This is a genomic window from Citrobacter sp. CK206 (genome assembly GCF_030333125.1).
GTDB lineage: Bacteria > Pseudomonadota > Gammaproteobacteria > Enterobacterales > Enterobacteriaceae > Citrobacter_B > Citrobacter_B koseri.
The window spans coordinates 13,230-27,512 of the sequence record NZ_JAOWGM010000026.1; the positions used below are offsets into that span (position 1 = coordinate 13,230).

Sequence of the window (14,283 nt, forward strand, 5' to 3'; positions counted from 1 at the left end):
CCGCTAAGAGAAAGTCAGAGCAACCAGCTTCGATGCACTCAGTACCCGGGCTTCTTCTGCTGTCACTCGAATAACAACGCCGGGTTTAACAATTCCCACTGGCACATCTTTCACCGCGTCCAGCGCTTCAATGTGCAATGTCGCCAGCGTTTTCACCGCCACCAGCCCGCCCGTTTCGAATCCCTGGCTGCCGCTGGACTGTTCCGTTTCAGCCAACGGAGCCTCAGCCGTATCAGAACCGCCGTCTTCGTCCACGGTGATGCCGTCGTCATCCAGCTCTTCTTCCAGTTCCGCAACCCGTAATGCCAGATCTTCTTTCGACCCTGCCAGGCTGACCTCACGATTAAGCTGAGCGCCCAGCATTTTCAGGCGCGCAATCAGTTCGTCTTTCGTCATGGAGTTTTCCTTATAAATGGAAACGGCCCCGAAGGGCCGTTATTACGCCAGTTGTACCGACACGAATTCATCCGGGTCCGCCAGCAGCATCAGCGGGGCGGACTGGATCATGGTGAACTCACGCGCCGGGTCGCCCGTCTGTACCCAGTTTTTTGGATAACGGGCAGATGCGTTAATCCCCTCTCGCTGGGCATCGACATCCTGAATGCAGCCGTAAGTACGCAGACCGCGGGCCTGTGTATTGCCCAGCACCATCGTCAGATCTGGCAGGTAGTTCTTTTTGGCGTCGTCTTCAACGAACTGGCCGGAGTAAACAACGATCGCCACATCGCCATACATCCCTTTATACGAAACGGCTTTACCCAGATCTTTCAGAGCGGTTTCCAGTTCAGAGTTAGAACCGCGGCGGGTATCCAGTTTCTCTTTTACCGCCTTAAAGGAGCGGAAAAGAGCCCACCCTTTTGGATCGAACACGATGATATTTACCGCACCGCTGGCATTAAGTGCGTACGACTCAATATCGTCAGTCGGGTCATACGTCTCCTTGTCGCGGGAAGACCATGCTGCGGCCCCCGCCTGAATGATGTTGTTTCCGGCACTGCGTCCCATGTCCACCTCGACAGGCTCAAACGCCTCGCCGGTCATGGTGTACTTCCCGCCAAGCACCGCCGCAACGGCCTGCTTTTCTTCGACCTGCGCGATTGCCAGCTCTTCATCCTTCATGTTCTGCAGAATGATACGGCGGCGACGGTAGTCAGGATCTGCAAGATTCTGCGGATCTTCATCAGGCAGGCGGCGCAGGGTCATCTGCGGGTTAACTTCATGCTTCGGCTTCACGTAGCCCGGCGTAAATTCAGAGGTTGAACCGCCGCGGGTACGGATGACCTGTCCGGCCACGACGGGGGAGACATACAGCGCCATATTCACCAGGCCGGGGATCTGCGAGAGATACACCTTTTCAGTGGTGAACGGGTAACTTTCGCGGAAAAAGAGACGCAGGAACAGCGGGTCGAATTTGAATTTCTTCTCGTTGACCGCCAGCAACTGGGCAGTGGTATACATTGACATAGATTTTTCCCGTTAAAAAAGGCCGCATGTGCGACCTTTGTGATAGTGGTAACCGTCAGGTTAAGAGTTAAACAATGCTGATCGCCGTGCCTGCGAAAGCATTACGTTTTTTGCTTTCATCAGTGACATCTTCTGGCCAGAGCACATCTTCATAACGGAAGGTGCCGGTTTTATAGAAAGTCAATTCTGCACTGCTCTGATCGGCAGAAATTGCCAGAATGCCCGTTGCCTCTCCGGCGTTTGTTCCGTTCCAGACGGTCAGTTTGCCGGAAGTGGCATCGAGCATCAGCGGTGTCATTGCCGGAGTCGCTTCGGTCAGTTCACCAGGCCCGCTGGCCGTATGTGCCGGGTCGCTGTTTCCGAGTGGCTGGTAGTGTTTGAATTCTTCGGTATTAGCCATGAGAGCCTCTTATACAGGTGTGTTCATCAAGTCATTGACGGAATCAGATGCCGGGGTGCCTGCTGCCAGTGCGCCCGGGGAAGTCTCCATCAGGCGATCAAGTTCGGTTTCCGTGCGAACCTGTGCGTTCTGCGGTGCCGCGGCGAGAATACGGCGGGCGCTGTCAACGGTCATCCCCGGCGTTTCGGCCAGTGCGCGTGCCTGCGCTTCGCGCCCGGTTGCCTCTTCGCAGTTGAGAATGCCCATGATGCGCCCGTTTTCTGCGGCAATTGCGGCAGAAATCTGTTCGCTCACATCAGATGCCGGTGCGGCGGCTGCAACAGTCACCGGAGCCTTATCTGCCTTGATGGCTTCAGCAGATGCGCCTTCCGCGGGTTGAGTGGTTGCTGCGGATGCAGTAGTACCTTCCATATTTCCTCCGAGGGTAATTTTTTTGCGTTTATCAAGTGCATCGCGCATCACACTGAGCGCGTCGGTATTATTGACAAGTTCATCGGCCAGCCCGTGTTCAATAGACTCCTGGCCCGAGAATACGGCAGCTTCGGTATCCAGCACCGCCTGGACAGACATGCCCGTATACAGGGCAACCTTGTCGGCAAACATCTGCCGGGTCGCATCAATTCGGGCCTGAAAATCAGCGCGGACACCGGGCGGAAGTTTCCCGTAAGGGTTGCCATCAACCTTGTGATCGCCACTGTAAATAAGCGTGACTTCGACGCCCTGTGTCTTGAGCGCCGTCCCGTAGTTGCTGTGCGCCATCATCACACCAATGGAGCCGGTGCGGGCGGTCTGCGTAACCAGCCTGCGTGTTGCTGCGCTCGCAATCAGCTGACCGGCGCTACAGTTCATGTCGTTCGCCAGCGCCCAGACAGGCTTGATTTCGCGGGCGCGGGCAATAATATCTGCACAGTCAAATGCCCCTGCCACCATGCCGCCCGGCGTATCCATATCCAGCAGAATACCGTCCACACCCGGATCGCTGATGGCCTGCTGCAGGCGGGCCACAATACCGTTATACCCGGTCATGCCGGAATACGGCTGCAGGGAACGGGTTTTTCCGACCAGCGTGCCGGATACCGGAAGAACAGCGATACCGTTGGTTACCTGGTAACTTCGTGCCTGACGCGGCTCCTGTTCTTCATCACCAAACAGGGCCAGTGGTTCGGCCATCTGTGCAGCCCCCAGGCTGACGCCGGAAATGGTGTCTGTCAGCCGGGTGATACCCAGCTGGCCCGCCAGCGCACAAAAGAAAACCCGCGCATAGGCGGGCTCAAGCATCAGCGGTTCATTAAAAGCCATGCTGGCAATATGCGGGAGATTACGCAGCTCGGGCGTCATCTTTCTCCTCCTCTGTCGATTTCCTCAACCCTGATTCAAACGCTGCGGCAGCCCATGCAGGCGGTTTAAGTCCGGCGGCGCGGCGCTCCATTGTTTCACGTACCTGCTGCGCAAAGATTTCCTGGTAATCCTCACCACGTTTCGCACACTCTTTTTCGTATGTGCTCAGGCCAGCCTCAATCAGCATGACCGCTTCCTGCACTTCCTTCAGCCCGTCAATCGCCATCCGGCCGGAGCCGATCCAGTCACAGTTCCCCCATGCGCTTCTGGCTTCCTGGAAACTGAACCGCGCCCGGGACGGGAGCGTCACAACCCGCCGGACAATCGCTTCTTCCAGCCAGCAAATAAACATCTGGCAGGCCTGGCGGGAAGCCACAAATTTACGGCGGCCCATGAAAAAGGCCCACGATTCGTTGGCGCTGGCCCGCGCAGTGGAGTAACTCATCTGGGAATAGTTGCGCGAAAGCTGCTCATACGACACACCAAGCCCTGCTGCTATATAGCGCAACAACGACTGTTCGAACGTCGAGTAACCGTTATCTGTGTCCTGCGCTGACTGGAGGTTCAGCGAATCACCGGGCATCAGATGCGGAACCCTTGAGCCGCCGAGACGCACCGGCGCCGCAGAATAATACGAGGCTATTTCCCCAATCCAGCCGGTCAGCTTGTTCTGCTGATCCTGGTTGTCCGAACCGAGAATAAAGTCCATCGCAGTCTGCGTATCCAGCTCGCTCTCAATGGTAGCCGCATACATGGCTTTGACGATCGCACTCTGCAATTGTGTGTTCTGTAGCGTATCGAGCATTTTCATCTGCTCCATTACGCTGTAAAACACGTTGGCGCCGCGGGTCTGCCCGTCCTCCATCGGTTCAAAAACGTGAATAAACGAGGGGCGACCGCCGGGCAGTTCACGCGGTATATAGGTCCACTTTTGCGGCATCCAGCCAGGATAACCGTCCTCACTGACGTAGTATCCCAGTGCCGCACCACCGTTATCTGTCTTCACGCCAGCGCGGCAGTTACGGGAATCGCCAGCATTATTCGGGTTGCTGATGCGCTTCGGGCTGACCATCTTGAACTGGGTGCGGAAAAGCCGCGATGCGCTACTGTCCCATGTTGCCTGCGCGCACAACTCTCCGTTAAACGCATGCATCGCCACGCCTTCCCTGATCATCATGGTAAACGTGCGCTTACGCTCCACATCAATACAACAGCAGTCGTCTTCCGCGAACTCTTTCCATGCGGCTTCCACCTCACGGGAGAACGCGCGGGCCTCTGCTTCACCAATCCCCAGGAAACGCCAGCTCGGTCGGTGACTCAGACGGAAAAACGAGCCGACAATATGATCCTGGTGAAGCTGGATGGCGTTTGCCGCATAGCCATTGTTTCTCACCAGATCATCGGCGCGCGCATTTCCGCGGGAAAAGTTAGGCAGCAGAGCAGCATCTGCACTTTCGCTGGGGGGATTCCAGGCGCGCAACTGGCCGCCAAAGCCACCAGCACCGCCGTGATATCCGGCATATTCCCGCAGCGCGGTTTTGCCATCCGGCCCTAATAAAGCTGGTGTTTTCATACGTAAAACCCTGCCGGTCCCCGGCGCCGTTGAATGGTGCCGACCTGTGATTCAAGCTCGGCAATATATTTTTTCAGGTCGCTGACAGAGGTGGCCGTAAACTCCACCCTGCGACCGTCTTTCTGCACCGTCGCCACCCGCTTACCTGTCATAAGGTCATGCAACGCAGCGCGGGCGGCATCCAGTTCGGCCTGTGTCGCCATTATTCTTCTCCGGCTAGTGCCCGGGCGTAATCCGCCAGGGTTTTGTTATTTTTACGGGAGTCCTCTTCCTCCAGCAGGCTGGCAAGAAGAGAATCAAGATTGAGCTGCCAGCGCGAGATACTTATCCGCAGTGCCGCAAGTGCATAAACAAAGCAATCCAGCGCCTCATTACGGCGTTTTTTGCTGTCCCAGACAATTTTCCTGCGGCCATCCACCCATTTTTCGACCTGTTCTTCGGCGGTCAGCTGCTGCGCCTCACTCAGATCGTAAATCTCCGGGTTATTGGGAAAGTGGACTGCACCAGGTAACGGGTCATCGCCTTCTGCAACCAGTGTGAAACGGTTGTAAATCTGCTCTTTCGCGGTATCAGTACCCACTTCCGTCAGATACACACCGTTCTTGTTGCGCTTGCGCGGCATATTCGCCACCGGCTTGCCGTAAACCGAAGCACCTTTAATCGGGATCACACGGAACAGACCATGCTTTTTCGAGCGTTTATAGACAATCGTGGGATCAATGCCACCAATGTCCCAGCAGATACGGGAAATCGACATTTCAACGCCGTTCCGCCGGGTATAGGTCTTGTTGATTGCCTCATCCACCCTGAGAAGCGTCGCCTCATCATCATGGCGGCCCATGATGATTTGTCTGTCGATAAGCCAGCTCTCTTCACCCGGTCCCCATCCCCAGACGCGCATTTCGTAGCGGTCAAGCTGGGAGTCAATCCCGGCGGTCAGATAAGCAACCCGCTCCGGCACTGAAGCATCAAAGTGTTCCTTGCGCTCAGCCATCACATCGGCATCAGGCCGTTCACCGATTTTCGGCTCCCATGTTTCTCCCAGCGTAGTGTTCACGAAGGTTTTACGCTTTCCGGTATCCCCTTTCGTTTTGATCCAGTCCTTGACGATCTGCACCCATGTGGTGAACGGGCTGTAGGCGGTCCAGATATGAAACGTCACGCTGTCCGGCGGGTCGATTTCGGTGCCGGTTGATGAAAACCAGGACAAACCATCACGCGTCCAGATCCCCGTCGTATCGCAGATGTACCGGGCATCGGTGAAATCCAGTTCCTGTTGTCTGATAACGCAGCCGTTATGCTCGCAGAGATAAAATACGCTGGAAGGTTCACCCGGCGTCCACTTGAACCCGAAAGGTGTTTCCTTATCGCCAAATTTAAGATATTGCTCCTCACCACAATGCGGACAGGCAACATGAAAACGCATGAAATGCTCGGACTCTTTGGCCGCGCGCTCGATCTGGCAGGTCCCTTTTACTTTTGGCGTGGAGCCACGTATTGATTTGGGCCAGACGGAACCTTCGATACGTTTATCACCGAGGAATGTTGGTGACCCCTCTTTCTCAATATCCTCATCAAACGCCGCCAGCTCGTCATAACCGGCAACATCCACCGATTTTTCACGGTAGTTTTTAGCCGCTTTCCCCCCCAGGCACCAGAACCCGCGTCCGTTAGAAAAGCGCTTCATGCTGAGGGTGTTATCCCGATGCTTCTTGCCATACCACGGCGCCAGCGCCAGTAATGAAGGAATATCGCGAATCGTTGGCTCGACGTGAGACTTCATGAAGTTCTCAGCATCGCCGTCAGTTGGCAGCCAGATAAGGGAGTTTCGCTGCTTATGCTCAATGAAGTATGCATAGACACCGAGCAACATTTTCGAATAGCCGACACGGGCGGATTTAACGACGTTCACCTCGCGGATATAGTCGTTTCCCATCGCATTCATTATCGCGCGCTGGAAGGGCAACGTTTGCCAGCGTCCTTCCTGGTAGGCAGACTCTTTAGGAAGATAATAATGATTATCTGCCCACTCAACCGCTGTCTGCGGCTCCGGCCGGTACAGCGAGCGAAGCCCCGCGCGCGCAGAGTGCTGCAGCCCCTTAACCTGACTGTTCGATATATTCACTCAGCAACCCCGGTATTATTTCATCCAGCGCAGCTGCTTTGTTCATGGCTTTGATGACATCCTTCTTAAGGAAATCAATGTGTCGGTTTTCCAGCTCCGGGAAACGCCGCTGAACCGACAGAGGAATCCCATCGAGAATACTGGCTATTTCCCCGGCTATCCGCGACAGCACGAACGTGCAGAATGCGGTCTCCACCACTTCAGCGGACTCTTTAGCATTTTTCAGTTCTTGGGCGTCAGCCTGTGCCCGGGTAAGCCGGTGACGCTCGTATTCAATCGTGCCGGGCTGGAGATCGGATTCTGATGCAATGCGCAGCTCCTCCACCTCCTTCCGTAATTTTTCATTCTCAATGGCCGCGTCGCGCTCGGAATACCACTCGATAGCCGCGGCAGAATCGTACAAAACTTCATTACCCTTTCCGCCGCCACGCGCAACCGGCATCCCCTGATCCTGCCAGTTCTGGATGGTGCGCACGCTGACACCAAAAATCTCAGAAAGCTGCTTTTTGCTGACCTCCATAGCTCACTCCGTGCGCAAAAACAGAGAAAGGAAACACCCGCAGGCTGATCCCCCATTAACCGGGGCTACCGCTTCCTTTCTTTTAAGGGGGTGTTTTCAGTTAAAACAATGAATTAGCGAGAAGAAGAACGGAAACGGCAAAAACCCGAAAATTTTCATAAATAGCGAGAATCTGCGCGGACGCCGCCCCGTAACAGGCCGGATCGCCGGAAAGGACCCATCAAATGATAGTGATTATCAATTGTAAGACATAAAAAAGGCCGCCTGAGCGACCTGATGAGTAAGGGCGAATTTATATGAGTTTGATCTTAACTGCGTAACCTTCGAGACCAGTCATGGTTTCTCTGGGAGTAAACTCAATTTCAGAAACTTCTTTGCCCGTTTTTTTTCTCAATTCAGCAATCTTTTTAGAGATAAGGGCGGAAATTTCTGCTTCTGCTTTTAGCTTTTGTTCCTCTAAACTCATATTGACCTCTTCTGGTTTTTCAAAAGTATGAACATGCCAGTAAAGTGGTTGATAGCATAAGTTTTCAACACTAACTTATTATAAATTATAATCTATTTTCCAGCCATTCTCTCAAGTGTAAAGGAGCATGAGAGCTACATAAAAGCTTTTCAGTGAATACACTGAACCCTGTCAAAACAGTTAGAACATCATGTATGATGAATTCATTCCAGAACTATATTCAATTATTGTTTTTCAATAACCTGATTCAGTTTAAACGTCTCATTTTTATTGCACATCAACAACAATTCAGTGCACAACAACCGTCGGTCTGATAATTATCGAGAAGCAACAAACAGTGCCTTACAACGAGGACAGATTAATGTTCTACCTTGGTTAATCTTTACTACTGACTGTCGAGATTTATGTCCGCACTCCGGACAGATTACAGTGATATTTGATGAATTACTGAATAATTTTATTACTTTATTTAAGAATGACATAGGAAATACCTGCCCCAATGAATATGTTTCAGCATATCATCAATTGTCTAAAAAACACTCAAACAAAGAGCTATTGAACATCGGGAGGTGTATGGTTGTGATCCCCTCCCTAAAAAAGGAGTTACCACTCATGACATACTCCAGTGGGCTCAGGCAATTCAAAGAACGTCCAGTCGAAGTCAAATGTCCGGAATGTTCACGCATAACGAATCAGAAATCCAGACAGTTGCGCAGAGATAAGCCATTGAAATGCTCTTACTGCGGACACATCTTCCTGCCATCTGAATGTTCCTGCATAGGTGGATAACCGACTAATTAGAAAGAGAAAATTAACATTTAGAGTGCAAACGCTTTTTAAAATGAGTAACTGATTATGAGCCACAAAAATGAAAAAATTATAGAAGGATATGTGATTGAAACTTTACTCCGTGGAGAGATATCACATCCCGTATGCATCCATCGGGTGAAATTTACTAATGGTAAGTTTGCTTTGATTCGCAGTGTAGGAAATGTCTGTTTTGTTGCCGGTGCATCCATCAGACGAGAAAAGTCATACTGGTCTATTCATAATACAAAAATCAGGCTTCTTCCGTTTGAATACATTAGTGAAACTGAGTCTAAAAGACGCTTTCAGGAGGGATAGGACGAATCATTTTTCTCAACCCAGTTTCCTTTGCTGTCCTTCACAACCTCAATAAACTCTTCGGTCGGAGACGGTGAACCACCTTCGTCCTCCCACTCACTTAAGGATTGTTGCCACTCTTCCTGTGTCAGAACTTTTCCTGTTACAGAACTTCGTAGATAAATCGTCATAACCAATCTCAGCCCAATAAAATGTCTTTCTTAACTATCATTATAGGTGAAATACGGGGTTACCTCTTTTCCTTGTACCACGACACCACCTCTGTCCATAATCTTACAGAGGCGAATAAGCAGAACAATCAGTTACATCAATTTCCTTGCTGCTTCCAGTATCTCCTCAGAAGATAGTTCACGGTCAGTAGCCACATTTACAATTTGGTGATCGCCAGTCAGAGATGGGAACCCCGCAGACATAACAGTCAAATGCACTTTTTCACCATTAGGGTAATCCCGCAATATTGTTGTTATGGCCGGCATAACCTCTACGACAGCAGCAGGTTCTGCATTAAAAAATACTATTACCTTTTTCATAAGGTTATCCAGATTAGTGGCAAAAACCATGCTGATTACACAAGATAAAAAGGCCCCCGTAGCGGAGCCTTAATTTACTTCCGAAAATCCAGAGTAGCCTGTCCGGAATTGATGTATGAAACAATGTTATCAAATGTAATCATTGGTGATTTACAAAAAATACATTTCGCTCCAGACGGATTTCTATCAGTAACATCAAACATTGATGTTCTGTATTGTGACCCATGACAGCACGGACACCTGAAATGAATATAATTAGAGATATCTGCCGCCTTAAAGTGCCACAACATTTACAGCAGATGGACCTTTTGGTCCTTGCTCTACAGAAAATTCAACTTCCTGATTTTCATTAAGGGTACGGAAATCATTACTTTGAATCGCAGAAAAATGGACAAAAACATCCTTACTGCCATCTTTCGGTGTAATAAATCCGAAACCTTTTTCAGGATTAAACCATTTGACCAGACCAGTGATTTTATTTGACATAATTAATACCTTTTTGAGTAAGCCCTTAGGCATGATGGTCTGAATAAAATTTATCAGAGAGAAAAAAAACCTAAAGGAATCTCAAGAGGGACTAAGAATGAGAAGTATTACAATGACTGCTTCAGATAATTTTGTATCAAACCGCACATTCATTAACGCATGGTTAACCATACTTAGCAAGCATTAGTTTTGTAAAGAAACTCATAGCCTCTTTTCTGCATCATTTGAATGGTAAAAATAATATAACTGGATTTATAAATAAACTCTGTCATGCTGCTCCAAACCTTTATCTGTCACCCTAAGTTTTCAAGGGATTTAGGCTCATGGAAGAGTCAATTTTTTAAGCCGTGTAGATCACGACACTAATAGTGTTAGCATATCAATAGATAACGTCAATATCGACGTAAATCAGCACATTCGCCAACCGCTCCAGTCAGTGCAAACCATGATACATATAGTGATACTAAGATAAATGTCCGGAAATGAAGGCGAGCTATTTCTTATCGAAACGTGTATGGTTGCAGCCTTATAAAAACAGGAAGCAAACTATGTCCGGACGTAAAGATACAAAAAATCGTCGTAATCACCTTGTAAAATGTTCCTGTCCTGCCTGCTCAAAAGATTCAGAACATAGCTTTATGAGAGTTCAAAAAGGGACACAACTCATCTGCCCATACTGCAGCACGTTGTTCCAGTCAGCCTTAGTTCCTTCTTTATCACGGTAAAACCCTGCCTGGGTGATAACGCTTTTCTTACGTTAGTTAGCCCCACCGCCTGGGGGGCAGCGCCAGGACAACATACATTCTCGCCAACACCTGAGTCAAAAATATTAACAACTTGTTTATGTTATTTCCCCTGACAACTGTTTACTGGTGTAGCATGGAAGACCAGTATCGTTAACCACAAGGAAATAAAATGTACTTCCATGAGGTCATATCATCAAGAATAAAATCTATTGGTTACTATCCTTCAGAGAAAATCCTGGAGATAGCGTTTATAGGTTCAGGCACTTATCAGTACATTAGGGTGTCGAAAAAAACTTACAATTCCTTTGTAACGGCAAAATCCAAAGATCGATTCTTTGATGGCGTAATTAATAGCAAATATCTTTGCCGAAAAACAGGATAAGCCAGCACAAAGGATGCTTGCCGCATCACCGTCCCGATCTCTACTTACATGTTAAAATGGTAGAAACCGGTACATCGGGATGCTTCACACTTTCTCGCCCTCACTACATCGCGGAGGGAATATGACTGGATATAGACAATAGTCAAACAGCCAGAAATCAGCCGTCATCCAATTATGGTTGCTCTGCTTTAGTGCTTCATTTCTTTTGCTCCCTGTTTGCAGTTGAATTGTACTGCTTTGTTGTGCGCAAGGATGTATTTCTTCGTATCGCCGTCCAGTACATCCCAGTCATGCGATGTCGCGTAGATTGGCTTTACCCAGTCACAAGCCGTATCAACGACCACCACCGGGGCGGGTCCAGTTGTCGCGCAGCTCGCGATCAACATCGTCATCACCCATACGCTTAACAGCCTCTTGCACATCGCTGGCCTCTTTTGTCGTTTCAATGCGGCGTTCTGCCGCTGCCACAACCGCTGCGGCATTCTCTTCGGTGCGCTGCTTGTCTGCTTTGGCTTCCGCTTTACTGGTGCCGCGCAACTGGCCGAAACCAAAAGCACCAGCGATAGCGGCAATCACCGCTGCGGCCAGGCCGATAATCATTTCAAGTCCCATAGCAGCCTCACACCAGCACGGCTTTTGCCAGATTAAAACGGCGACGGCGGTCATCAAGACCGTTTTTACCGCCGTTGATGATGATCGTGATACGTTCCACATCGCCGGAATACACAAGGCATCCGCTGGTGGCAAAGAACCACGCTGCGGAACGCGCTGCATTTTCGTCCTGTTCCAGCAATTCCGGCTGTGTGACCAGATCCAGTTTTAGCGCCATGCCGCATTTGCGATAGTTGCTTAGCCCGGTGATTTGCTTCAGCCCGCGCCCGCGATATTTCCAGCCGTCACCAGCAATCTGGTTGCCCAGGTTCTTTTTGCCCCACTCGCCGCCGTAAACCAGATTGGCTATCGCTTTCTGATTAGCTGGTTGCGTTGCCGTTCTGCCGAGTGCGGCAGCCTGCTGTGCCGTGATACGGTGCTTGCCGAATACGGGAACAAGACGATCGGCTGCGTAGTTCAGACTTTCCACCAGCTTTTCATACCCGCCGGACTCATGCCCCATCTGCGCGATGAACATCGCCTGATCGAGCGGCGCAGTGATGCCGAATTCCTTCATTGCAGCATCGACATGCGGAAACCAGCGCACAGCTAACCCGGCGCTTATACCAGCCGCCTGCTGAAATTGTGATTGGTTCATTAGTGCCTCAGAGTATCTATGAGACGCGCCACGTTTCCCCGAGCCCATAGCACGGCGGCGCAGATGATCAAATTAACGATGACTACCATCCAGTGTGATTCCTGATAGAGTCCGAACAGATACCGGAATGGGACGCTGGCATATACCAGCACTGTGAAGTAGGCCACCAGCGATATCAGAGGGCGATGTCTCGCGCTGCCGCGCTGGTAGAACATCAGCGCAACCACGATCACCCCACAAATTAACGCATTAAAGAATGCAGAAGGATCACTTACCATTGCCCCCTCCTCCGCGAAGCCGCGAAAGCATACCGAACAAACTGTTCAGATCCTGGCCGTTGATGAACGTCAGCACTTTTATGGTGATGGCAGACATAATCACGGCGCCAAGCGCATCAAGTGGCCGGTCACTGTACCCCGTCCAGGCTGAAAGTTTCGAACCCAGTAACCCCGCACCGAGCACCCCAACGATAAAGGACGTCAAAAAATATGCGGTGAGGCGAATTCGGGTCAGGTTAGCCGCAGTTGCGACGTAAAATACGGCGCCACCAAAAGCGCCAAAAACGACGCCAAAATCGGTGTGAGTAAATACGCCATATGCAACGGAGCCTAGCAGGCCTCCGCTGAGCACAGCACCGGTGCCAGTTACAGGATCGGACATTTAGCCCCCTCTTAATTGCTGTGATTCCTCTCAGAAATGAGGGGATGTGGAATCAGGCAACCGGGCTCTTTTGTTCAAATAAAAGTAAGGATGATTCCCGGTGCCTGAAGGTGGTAATCACCACATCCACAGGGGCGTGATGATCATTATGTTTTTTTCAGTTTTTCCACCTCTTCGGTGGTCTGAATAAACCTGTCTGCTTCCAGTTCTACGCCGATCGCCCGACGGCCAAGTTCTATTGCAGCTTTCACAGTTGAACCAGAGCCCATAAAGAAATCGGCAACGATATCCCCCGGTCTGCTGCTGGCGCTAATGATCTGCTTCAGCATGTCGGCGGGTTTTTCGCATGGATGTTTACCTGGGTAAAACTGAACAGGCTTATGCGTCCATACGTCGGTATATGGAACAAGAGCGGAAACAGAGAAGCAGCGCCGGAGGTTTTTATATTCCTCCAGCAATTCTGAATACTTGCGGTTTAATGACTGATAGGTAGCCACCAGTTGGTGGTGAGGATGTCCAAGCTTCTGCTGAATGTGCTTATCGATAGCGATCCGCGTGAACAGTTCCTGCAATTTTCTATAGTCCACTTCATTTGGTAGTTGCCATTGGCTCGCGCCAAACCAGTGTGACGCCATGTTTTTCTTTCCGGTTGCCTCAGCTATTTCTTTCGAGCTGACACCCAGTGATTCACGGGCATTACGGAAGTAATCAATCAGCGGCGTCATAATGTGCTGCTTTAGCTCTGTGCTTTTCCTTTCGTAAACATCCTCTTTACCTGTGTACGGCCCAAGATAGTGCTCAGCAAACAGAATCCGTTCCGTTGATGGAAAGTACGCGCGCAGGCTTTCTTTGTTACAACCATTCCAGCGGCCCGATGGTTTTGCCCAAATTATGTGATTCAAAACGTTGAACCGGGCACGCATCATAATCTCTATGTCTGAGGCCAGTCGGTGACCGCAAAACAGGTAGATGCTGCCAGCAGGTTTAAGAACGCGAGCATACTCAGCCAGGCAGCTATCAAGCCAGCGTAAGTAGTCCTCGTCCCCCTTCCATTGGTTGTCCCAGCCGTTGGGCTTCACTTTGAAGTACGGAGGATCCGTAACTATCAGATCAATAGAGTTATCCGGGAGGGTGGCGACGTAATGCAGGCTATCAGCGTTGATTAACTCAACACTGTTTATTTTTACAGTATTTTTCATAGATCAGTAAGCGTAACTCT

At 50.4% G+C, this 14,283-nt stretch carries 22 protein-coding genes; 3 read left to right on the forward strand and 19 right to left on the reverse strand.

Annotated elements, in window-relative coordinates; all coding sequences use genetic code 11:
• Positions 1 to 3: 3 nt before the first annotated feature.
• From gpFI to OGX81_RS22050, 10 genes are all read right to left on the reverse strand, one after another.
• On the reverse strand, positions 4 to 396 hold the full coding sequence (gene gpFI, locus OGX81_RS10165; protein WP_275055784.1) for a DNA-packaging protein FI: 393 nt from the start codon (positions 394 to 396) through the stop codon (positions 4 to 6).
• Positions 397 to 438: 42 nt separating this feature from the next.
• A complete protein-coding gene (locus OGX81_RS10170) occupies positions 439 to 1,464 on the reverse strand; it encodes a major capsid protein (RefSeq protein ID WP_058667657.1) in 1,026 nt (341 codons plus the stop codon).
• 67 nt (positions 1,465 to 1,531) lie between these two features.
• Complete coding sequence (locus tag OGX81_RS10175; protein WP_275055783.1) at positions 1,532 to 1,864, reverse strand: head decoration protein; 333 nt, start codon at positions 1,862 to 1,864, stop codon at positions 1,532 to 1,534.
• A gap of 9 nt (positions 1,865 to 1,873) precedes the next feature.
• Positions 1,874 to 3,202 (reverse strand): S49 family peptidase, encoded by a 1,329-nt coding sequence (locus OGX81_RS10180; RefSeq protein WP_286487545.1) that lies wholly within the window; start codon positions 3,200 to 3,202, stop codon positions 1,874 to 1,876.
• Positions 3,183 to 4,775, reverse strand: coding sequence for a phage portal protein (locus OGX81_RS10185; protein WP_058667662.1), 1,593 nt, complete (start codon positions 4,773 to 4,775; stop codon positions 3,183 to 3,185). The genes OGX81_RS10180 and OGX81_RS10185 overlap by 20 nt, the downstream gene beginning before the upstream one ends.
• A complete protein-coding gene (locus OGX81_RS10190) occupies positions 4,772 to 4,978 on the reverse strand; it encodes a phage head-tail joining protein (protein WP_058667664.1) in 207 nt (68 codons plus the stop codon). The genes OGX81_RS10185 and OGX81_RS10190 overlap by 4 nt, the downstream gene beginning before the upstream one ends.
• Positions 4,978 to 6,900, reverse strand: a complete 1,923-nt coding sequence (locus OGX81_RS10195; RefSeq protein ID WP_286487546.1) for a phage terminase large subunit family protein — start codon at positions 6,898 to 6,900, stop codon at positions 4,978 to 4,980. The genes OGX81_RS10190 and OGX81_RS10195 overlap by 1 nt, the downstream gene beginning before the upstream one ends.
• The gene (locus tag OGX81_RS10200; protein ID WP_058667666.1) at positions 6,875 to 7,420 is read right to left on the reverse strand and encodes a terminase small subunit; all 546 of its coding nucleotides are present in this window, start codon (positions 7,418 to 7,420) and stop codon (positions 6,875 to 6,877) included. The genes OGX81_RS10195 and OGX81_RS10200 overlap by 26 nt, the downstream gene beginning before the upstream one ends.
• Before the next feature lie 292 nt (positions 7,421 to 7,712).
• Positions 7,713 to 7,886, reverse strand: a complete 174-nt coding sequence (locus OGX81_RS10205; protein WP_114647475.1) for a GnsA/GnsB family addiction module toxin — start codon at positions 7,884 to 7,886, stop codon at positions 7,713 to 7,715.
• Positions 7,887 to 8,203: 317 nt separating this feature from the next.
• Positions 8,204 to 8,368, reverse strand: a complete 165-nt coding sequence (locus tag OGX81_RS22050; RefSeq protein ID WP_219936929.1) for a YnfU family zinc-binding protein — start codon at positions 8,366 to 8,368, stop codon at positions 8,204 to 8,206.
• Positions 8,369 to 8,498: 130 nt separating this feature from the next.
• On the opposite strand from OGX81_RS22050, the gene OGX81_RS22055 reads away from it, so the two are divergent.
• Positions 8,499 to 8,675 (forward strand): YnfU family zinc-binding protein, encoded by a 177-nt coding sequence (locus OGX81_RS22055; protein WP_219936927.1) that lies wholly within the window; start codon positions 8,499 to 8,501, stop codon positions 8,673 to 8,675.
• Between the two features lie 638 nt (positions 8,676 to 9,313).
• Here OGX81_RS22055 and OGX81_RS10210 read toward each other — a convergent pair.
• The 3 genes from OGX81_RS10210 to cspG all read right to left on the reverse strand — a co-directional run bounded on the left by OGX81_RS10210 (position 9,314) and on the right by cspG (position 10,027).
• Positions 9,314 to 9,541 carry a hypothetical protein gene (locus OGX81_RS10210; RefSeq protein WP_275055781.1) on the reverse strand — a complete coding sequence of 76 codons (228 nt, stop codon included), beginning with the start codon at positions 9,539 to 9,541 and terminating at the stop codon, positions 9,314 to 9,316.
• Positions 9,542 to 9,615: 74 nt separating this feature from the next.
• The gene (gene ymcF / locus OGX81_RS10215; RefSeq protein ID WP_502873607.1) at positions 9,616 to 9,831 is read right to left on the reverse strand and encodes a cold shock small protein YmcF; all 216 of its coding nucleotides are present in this window, start codon (positions 9,829 to 9,831) and stop codon (positions 9,616 to 9,618) included.
• Positions 9,815 to 10,027, reverse strand: coding sequence for a cold shock protein CspG (gene cspG / locus OGX81_RS10220; protein ID WP_286462115.1), 213 nt, complete (start codon positions 10,025 to 10,027; stop codon positions 9,815 to 9,817). Before cspG ends, ymcF begins: the two co-directional genes overlap by 17 nt.
• A gap of 548 nt (positions 10,028 to 10,575) precedes the next feature.
• Here cspG and OGX81_RS10225 point away from each other — a divergent pair.
• The gene (locus OGX81_RS10225; RefSeq protein WP_219936923.1) at positions 10,576 to 10,752 is read left to right on the forward strand and encodes a YnfU family zinc-binding protein; all 177 of its coding nucleotides are present in this window, start codon (positions 10,576 to 10,578) and stop codon (positions 10,750 to 10,752) included.
• A gap of 190 nt (positions 10,753 to 10,942) precedes the next feature.
• A complete protein-coding gene (locus tag OGX81_RS10230; protein ID WP_286462117.1) occupies positions 10,943 to 11,155 on the forward strand; it encodes a KTSC domain-containing protein in 213 nt (70 codons plus the stop codon).
• A 188-nt stretch (positions 11,156 to 11,343) separates the two neighbouring features.
• Here the strand turns inward: OGX81_RS10230 and OGX81_RS10235 are convergent, their stop codons facing one another.
• From OGX81_RS10235 to OGX81_RS10260, 6 genes are all read right to left on the reverse strand, one after another.
• Positions 11,344 to 11,541 (reverse strand): hypothetical protein, encoded by a 198-nt coding sequence (locus OGX81_RS10235; protein WP_286487547.1) that lies wholly within the window; start codon positions 11,539 to 11,541, stop codon positions 11,344 to 11,346.
• Positions 11,489 to 11,767 (reverse strand): hypothetical protein, encoded by a 279-nt coding sequence (locus tag OGX81_RS10240; RefSeq protein WP_286462121.1) that lies wholly within the window; start codon positions 11,765 to 11,767, stop codon positions 11,489 to 11,491. The genes OGX81_RS10235 and OGX81_RS10240 overlap by 53 nt, the downstream gene beginning before the upstream one ends.
• A 7-nt stretch (positions 11,768 to 11,774) precedes the next feature.
• Entirely contained in the window at positions 11,775 to 12,404 is a 630-nt protein-coding gene (locus OGX81_RS10245; RefSeq protein ID WP_286487548.1) for a glycoside hydrolase family 19 protein, read from the reverse strand.
• Positions 12,404 to 12,682 (reverse strand): phage holin family protein, encoded by a 279-nt coding sequence (locus OGX81_RS10250; RefSeq protein WP_286487549.1) that lies wholly within the window; start codon positions 12,680 to 12,682, stop codon positions 12,404 to 12,406. The genes OGX81_RS10245 and OGX81_RS10250 overlap by 1 nt, the downstream gene beginning before the upstream one ends.
• The gene (locus OGX81_RS10255; protein WP_200055805.1) at positions 12,672 to 13,064 is read right to left on the reverse strand and encodes a phage holin family protein; all 393 of its coding nucleotides are present in this window, start codon (positions 13,062 to 13,064) and stop codon (positions 12,672 to 12,674) included. Before OGX81_RS10255 ends, OGX81_RS10250 begins: the two co-directional genes overlap by 11 nt.
• 146 nt (positions 13,065 to 13,210) lie before the next feature.
• The gene (locus OGX81_RS10260) at positions 13,211 to 14,263 is read right to left on the reverse strand and encodes a DNA-methyltransferase (RefSeq protein WP_286487550.1); all 1,053 of its coding nucleotides are present in this window, start codon (positions 14,261 to 14,263) and stop codon (positions 13,211 to 13,213) included.
• Positions 14,264 to 14,283 lie beyond the last annotated feature (20 nt).

Excerpts from the sequence above, each read along its gene's own strand:
- OGX81_RS22050 (WP_219936929.1), bottom strand. The coding sequence starts at position 8,368 with ATGTCATTCTTAAATAAAGTAATAAAATTATTCAGTAATTCATCAAAT.
- OGX81_RS10250 (WP_286487549.1), bottom strand. The coding sequence starts at position 12,682 with ATGGTAAGTGATCCTTCTGCATTCTTTAATGCGTTAATTTGTGGGGTG.
- OGX81_RS10190 (WP_058667664.1), bottom strand. The coding sequence starts at position 4,978 with ATGGCGACACAGGCCGAACTGGATGCCGCCCGCGCTGCGTTGCATGAC.
- ymcF (WP_502873607.1), bottom strand. The coding sequence starts at position 9,831 with ATGTTGTGGCACTTTAAGGCGGCAGATATCTCTAATTATATTCATTTC.
- OGX81_RS10260 (WP_286487550.1), bottom strand. The coding sequence starts at position 14,263 with ATGAAAAATACTGTAAAAATAAACAGTGTTGAGTTAATCAACGCTGAT.
- OGX81_RS10210 (WP_275055781.1), bottom strand. The coding sequence starts at position 9,541 with ATGAAAAAGGTAATAGTATTTTTTAATGCAGAACCTGCTGCTGTCGTA.
- OGX81_RS10200 (WP_058667666.1), bottom strand. The coding sequence starts at position 7,420 with ATGGAGGTCAGCAAAAAGCAGCTTTCTGAGATTTTTGGTGTCAGCGTG.
- OGX81_RS10205 (WP_114647475.1), bottom strand. The coding sequence starts at position 7,886 with ATGAGTTTAGAGGAACAAAAGCTAAAAGCAGAAGCAGAAATTTCCGCC.
- OGX81_RS10230 (WP_286462117.1), top strand. The coding sequence starts at position 10,943 with ATGTACTTCCATGAGGTCATATCATCAAGAATAAAATCTATTGGTTAC.
- OGX81_RS10175 (WP_275055783.1), bottom strand. The coding sequence starts at position 1,864 with ATGGCTAATACCGAAGAATTCAAACACTACCAGCCACTCGGAAACAGC.
- OGX81_RS10235 (WP_286487547.1), bottom strand. The coding sequence starts at position 11,541 with ATGTTGATCGCGAGCTGCGCGACAACTGGACCCGCCCCGGTGGTGGTC.
- OGX81_RS10255 (WP_200055805.1), bottom strand. The coding sequence starts at position 13,064 with ATGTCCGATCCTGTAACTGGCACCGGTGCTGTGCTCAGCGGAGGCCTG.
- OGX81_RS22055 (WP_219936927.1), top strand. The coding sequence starts at position 8,499 with ATGACATACTCCAGTGGGCTCAGGCAATTCAAAGAACGTCCAGTCGAA.
- OGX81_RS10240 (WP_286462121.1), bottom strand. The coding sequence starts at position 11,767 with ATGGGACTTGAAATGATTATCGGCCTGGCCGCAGCGGTGATTGCCGCT.
- cspG (WP_286462115.1), bottom strand. The coding sequence starts at position 10,027 with ATGTCAAATAAAATCACTGGTCTGGTCAAATGGTTTAATCCTGAAAAA.
- OGX81_RS10245 (WP_286487548.1), bottom strand. The coding sequence starts at position 12,404 with ATGAACCAATCACAATTTCAGCAGGCGGCTGGTATAAGCGCCGGGTTA.
- OGX81_RS10170 (WP_058667657.1), bottom strand. The coding sequence starts at position 1,464 with ATGTCAATGTATACCACTGCCCAGTTGCTGGCGGTCAACGAGAAGAAA.
- OGX81_RS10225 (WP_219936923.1), top strand. The coding sequence starts at position 10,576 with ATGTCCGGACGTAAAGATACAAAAAATCGTCGTAATCACCTTGTAAAA.
- gpFI (WP_275055784.1), bottom strand. The coding sequence starts at position 396 with ATGACGAAAGACGAACTGATTGCGCGCCTGAAAATGCTGGGCGCTCAG.
- OGX81_RS10180 (WP_286487545.1), bottom strand. The coding sequence starts at position 3,202 with ATGACGCCCGAGCTGCGTAATCTCCCGCATATTGCCAGCATGGCTTTT.
- OGX81_RS10185 (WP_058667662.1), bottom strand. The coding sequence starts at position 4,775 with ATGAAAACACCAGCTTTATTAGGGCCGGATGGCAAAACCGCGCTGCGG.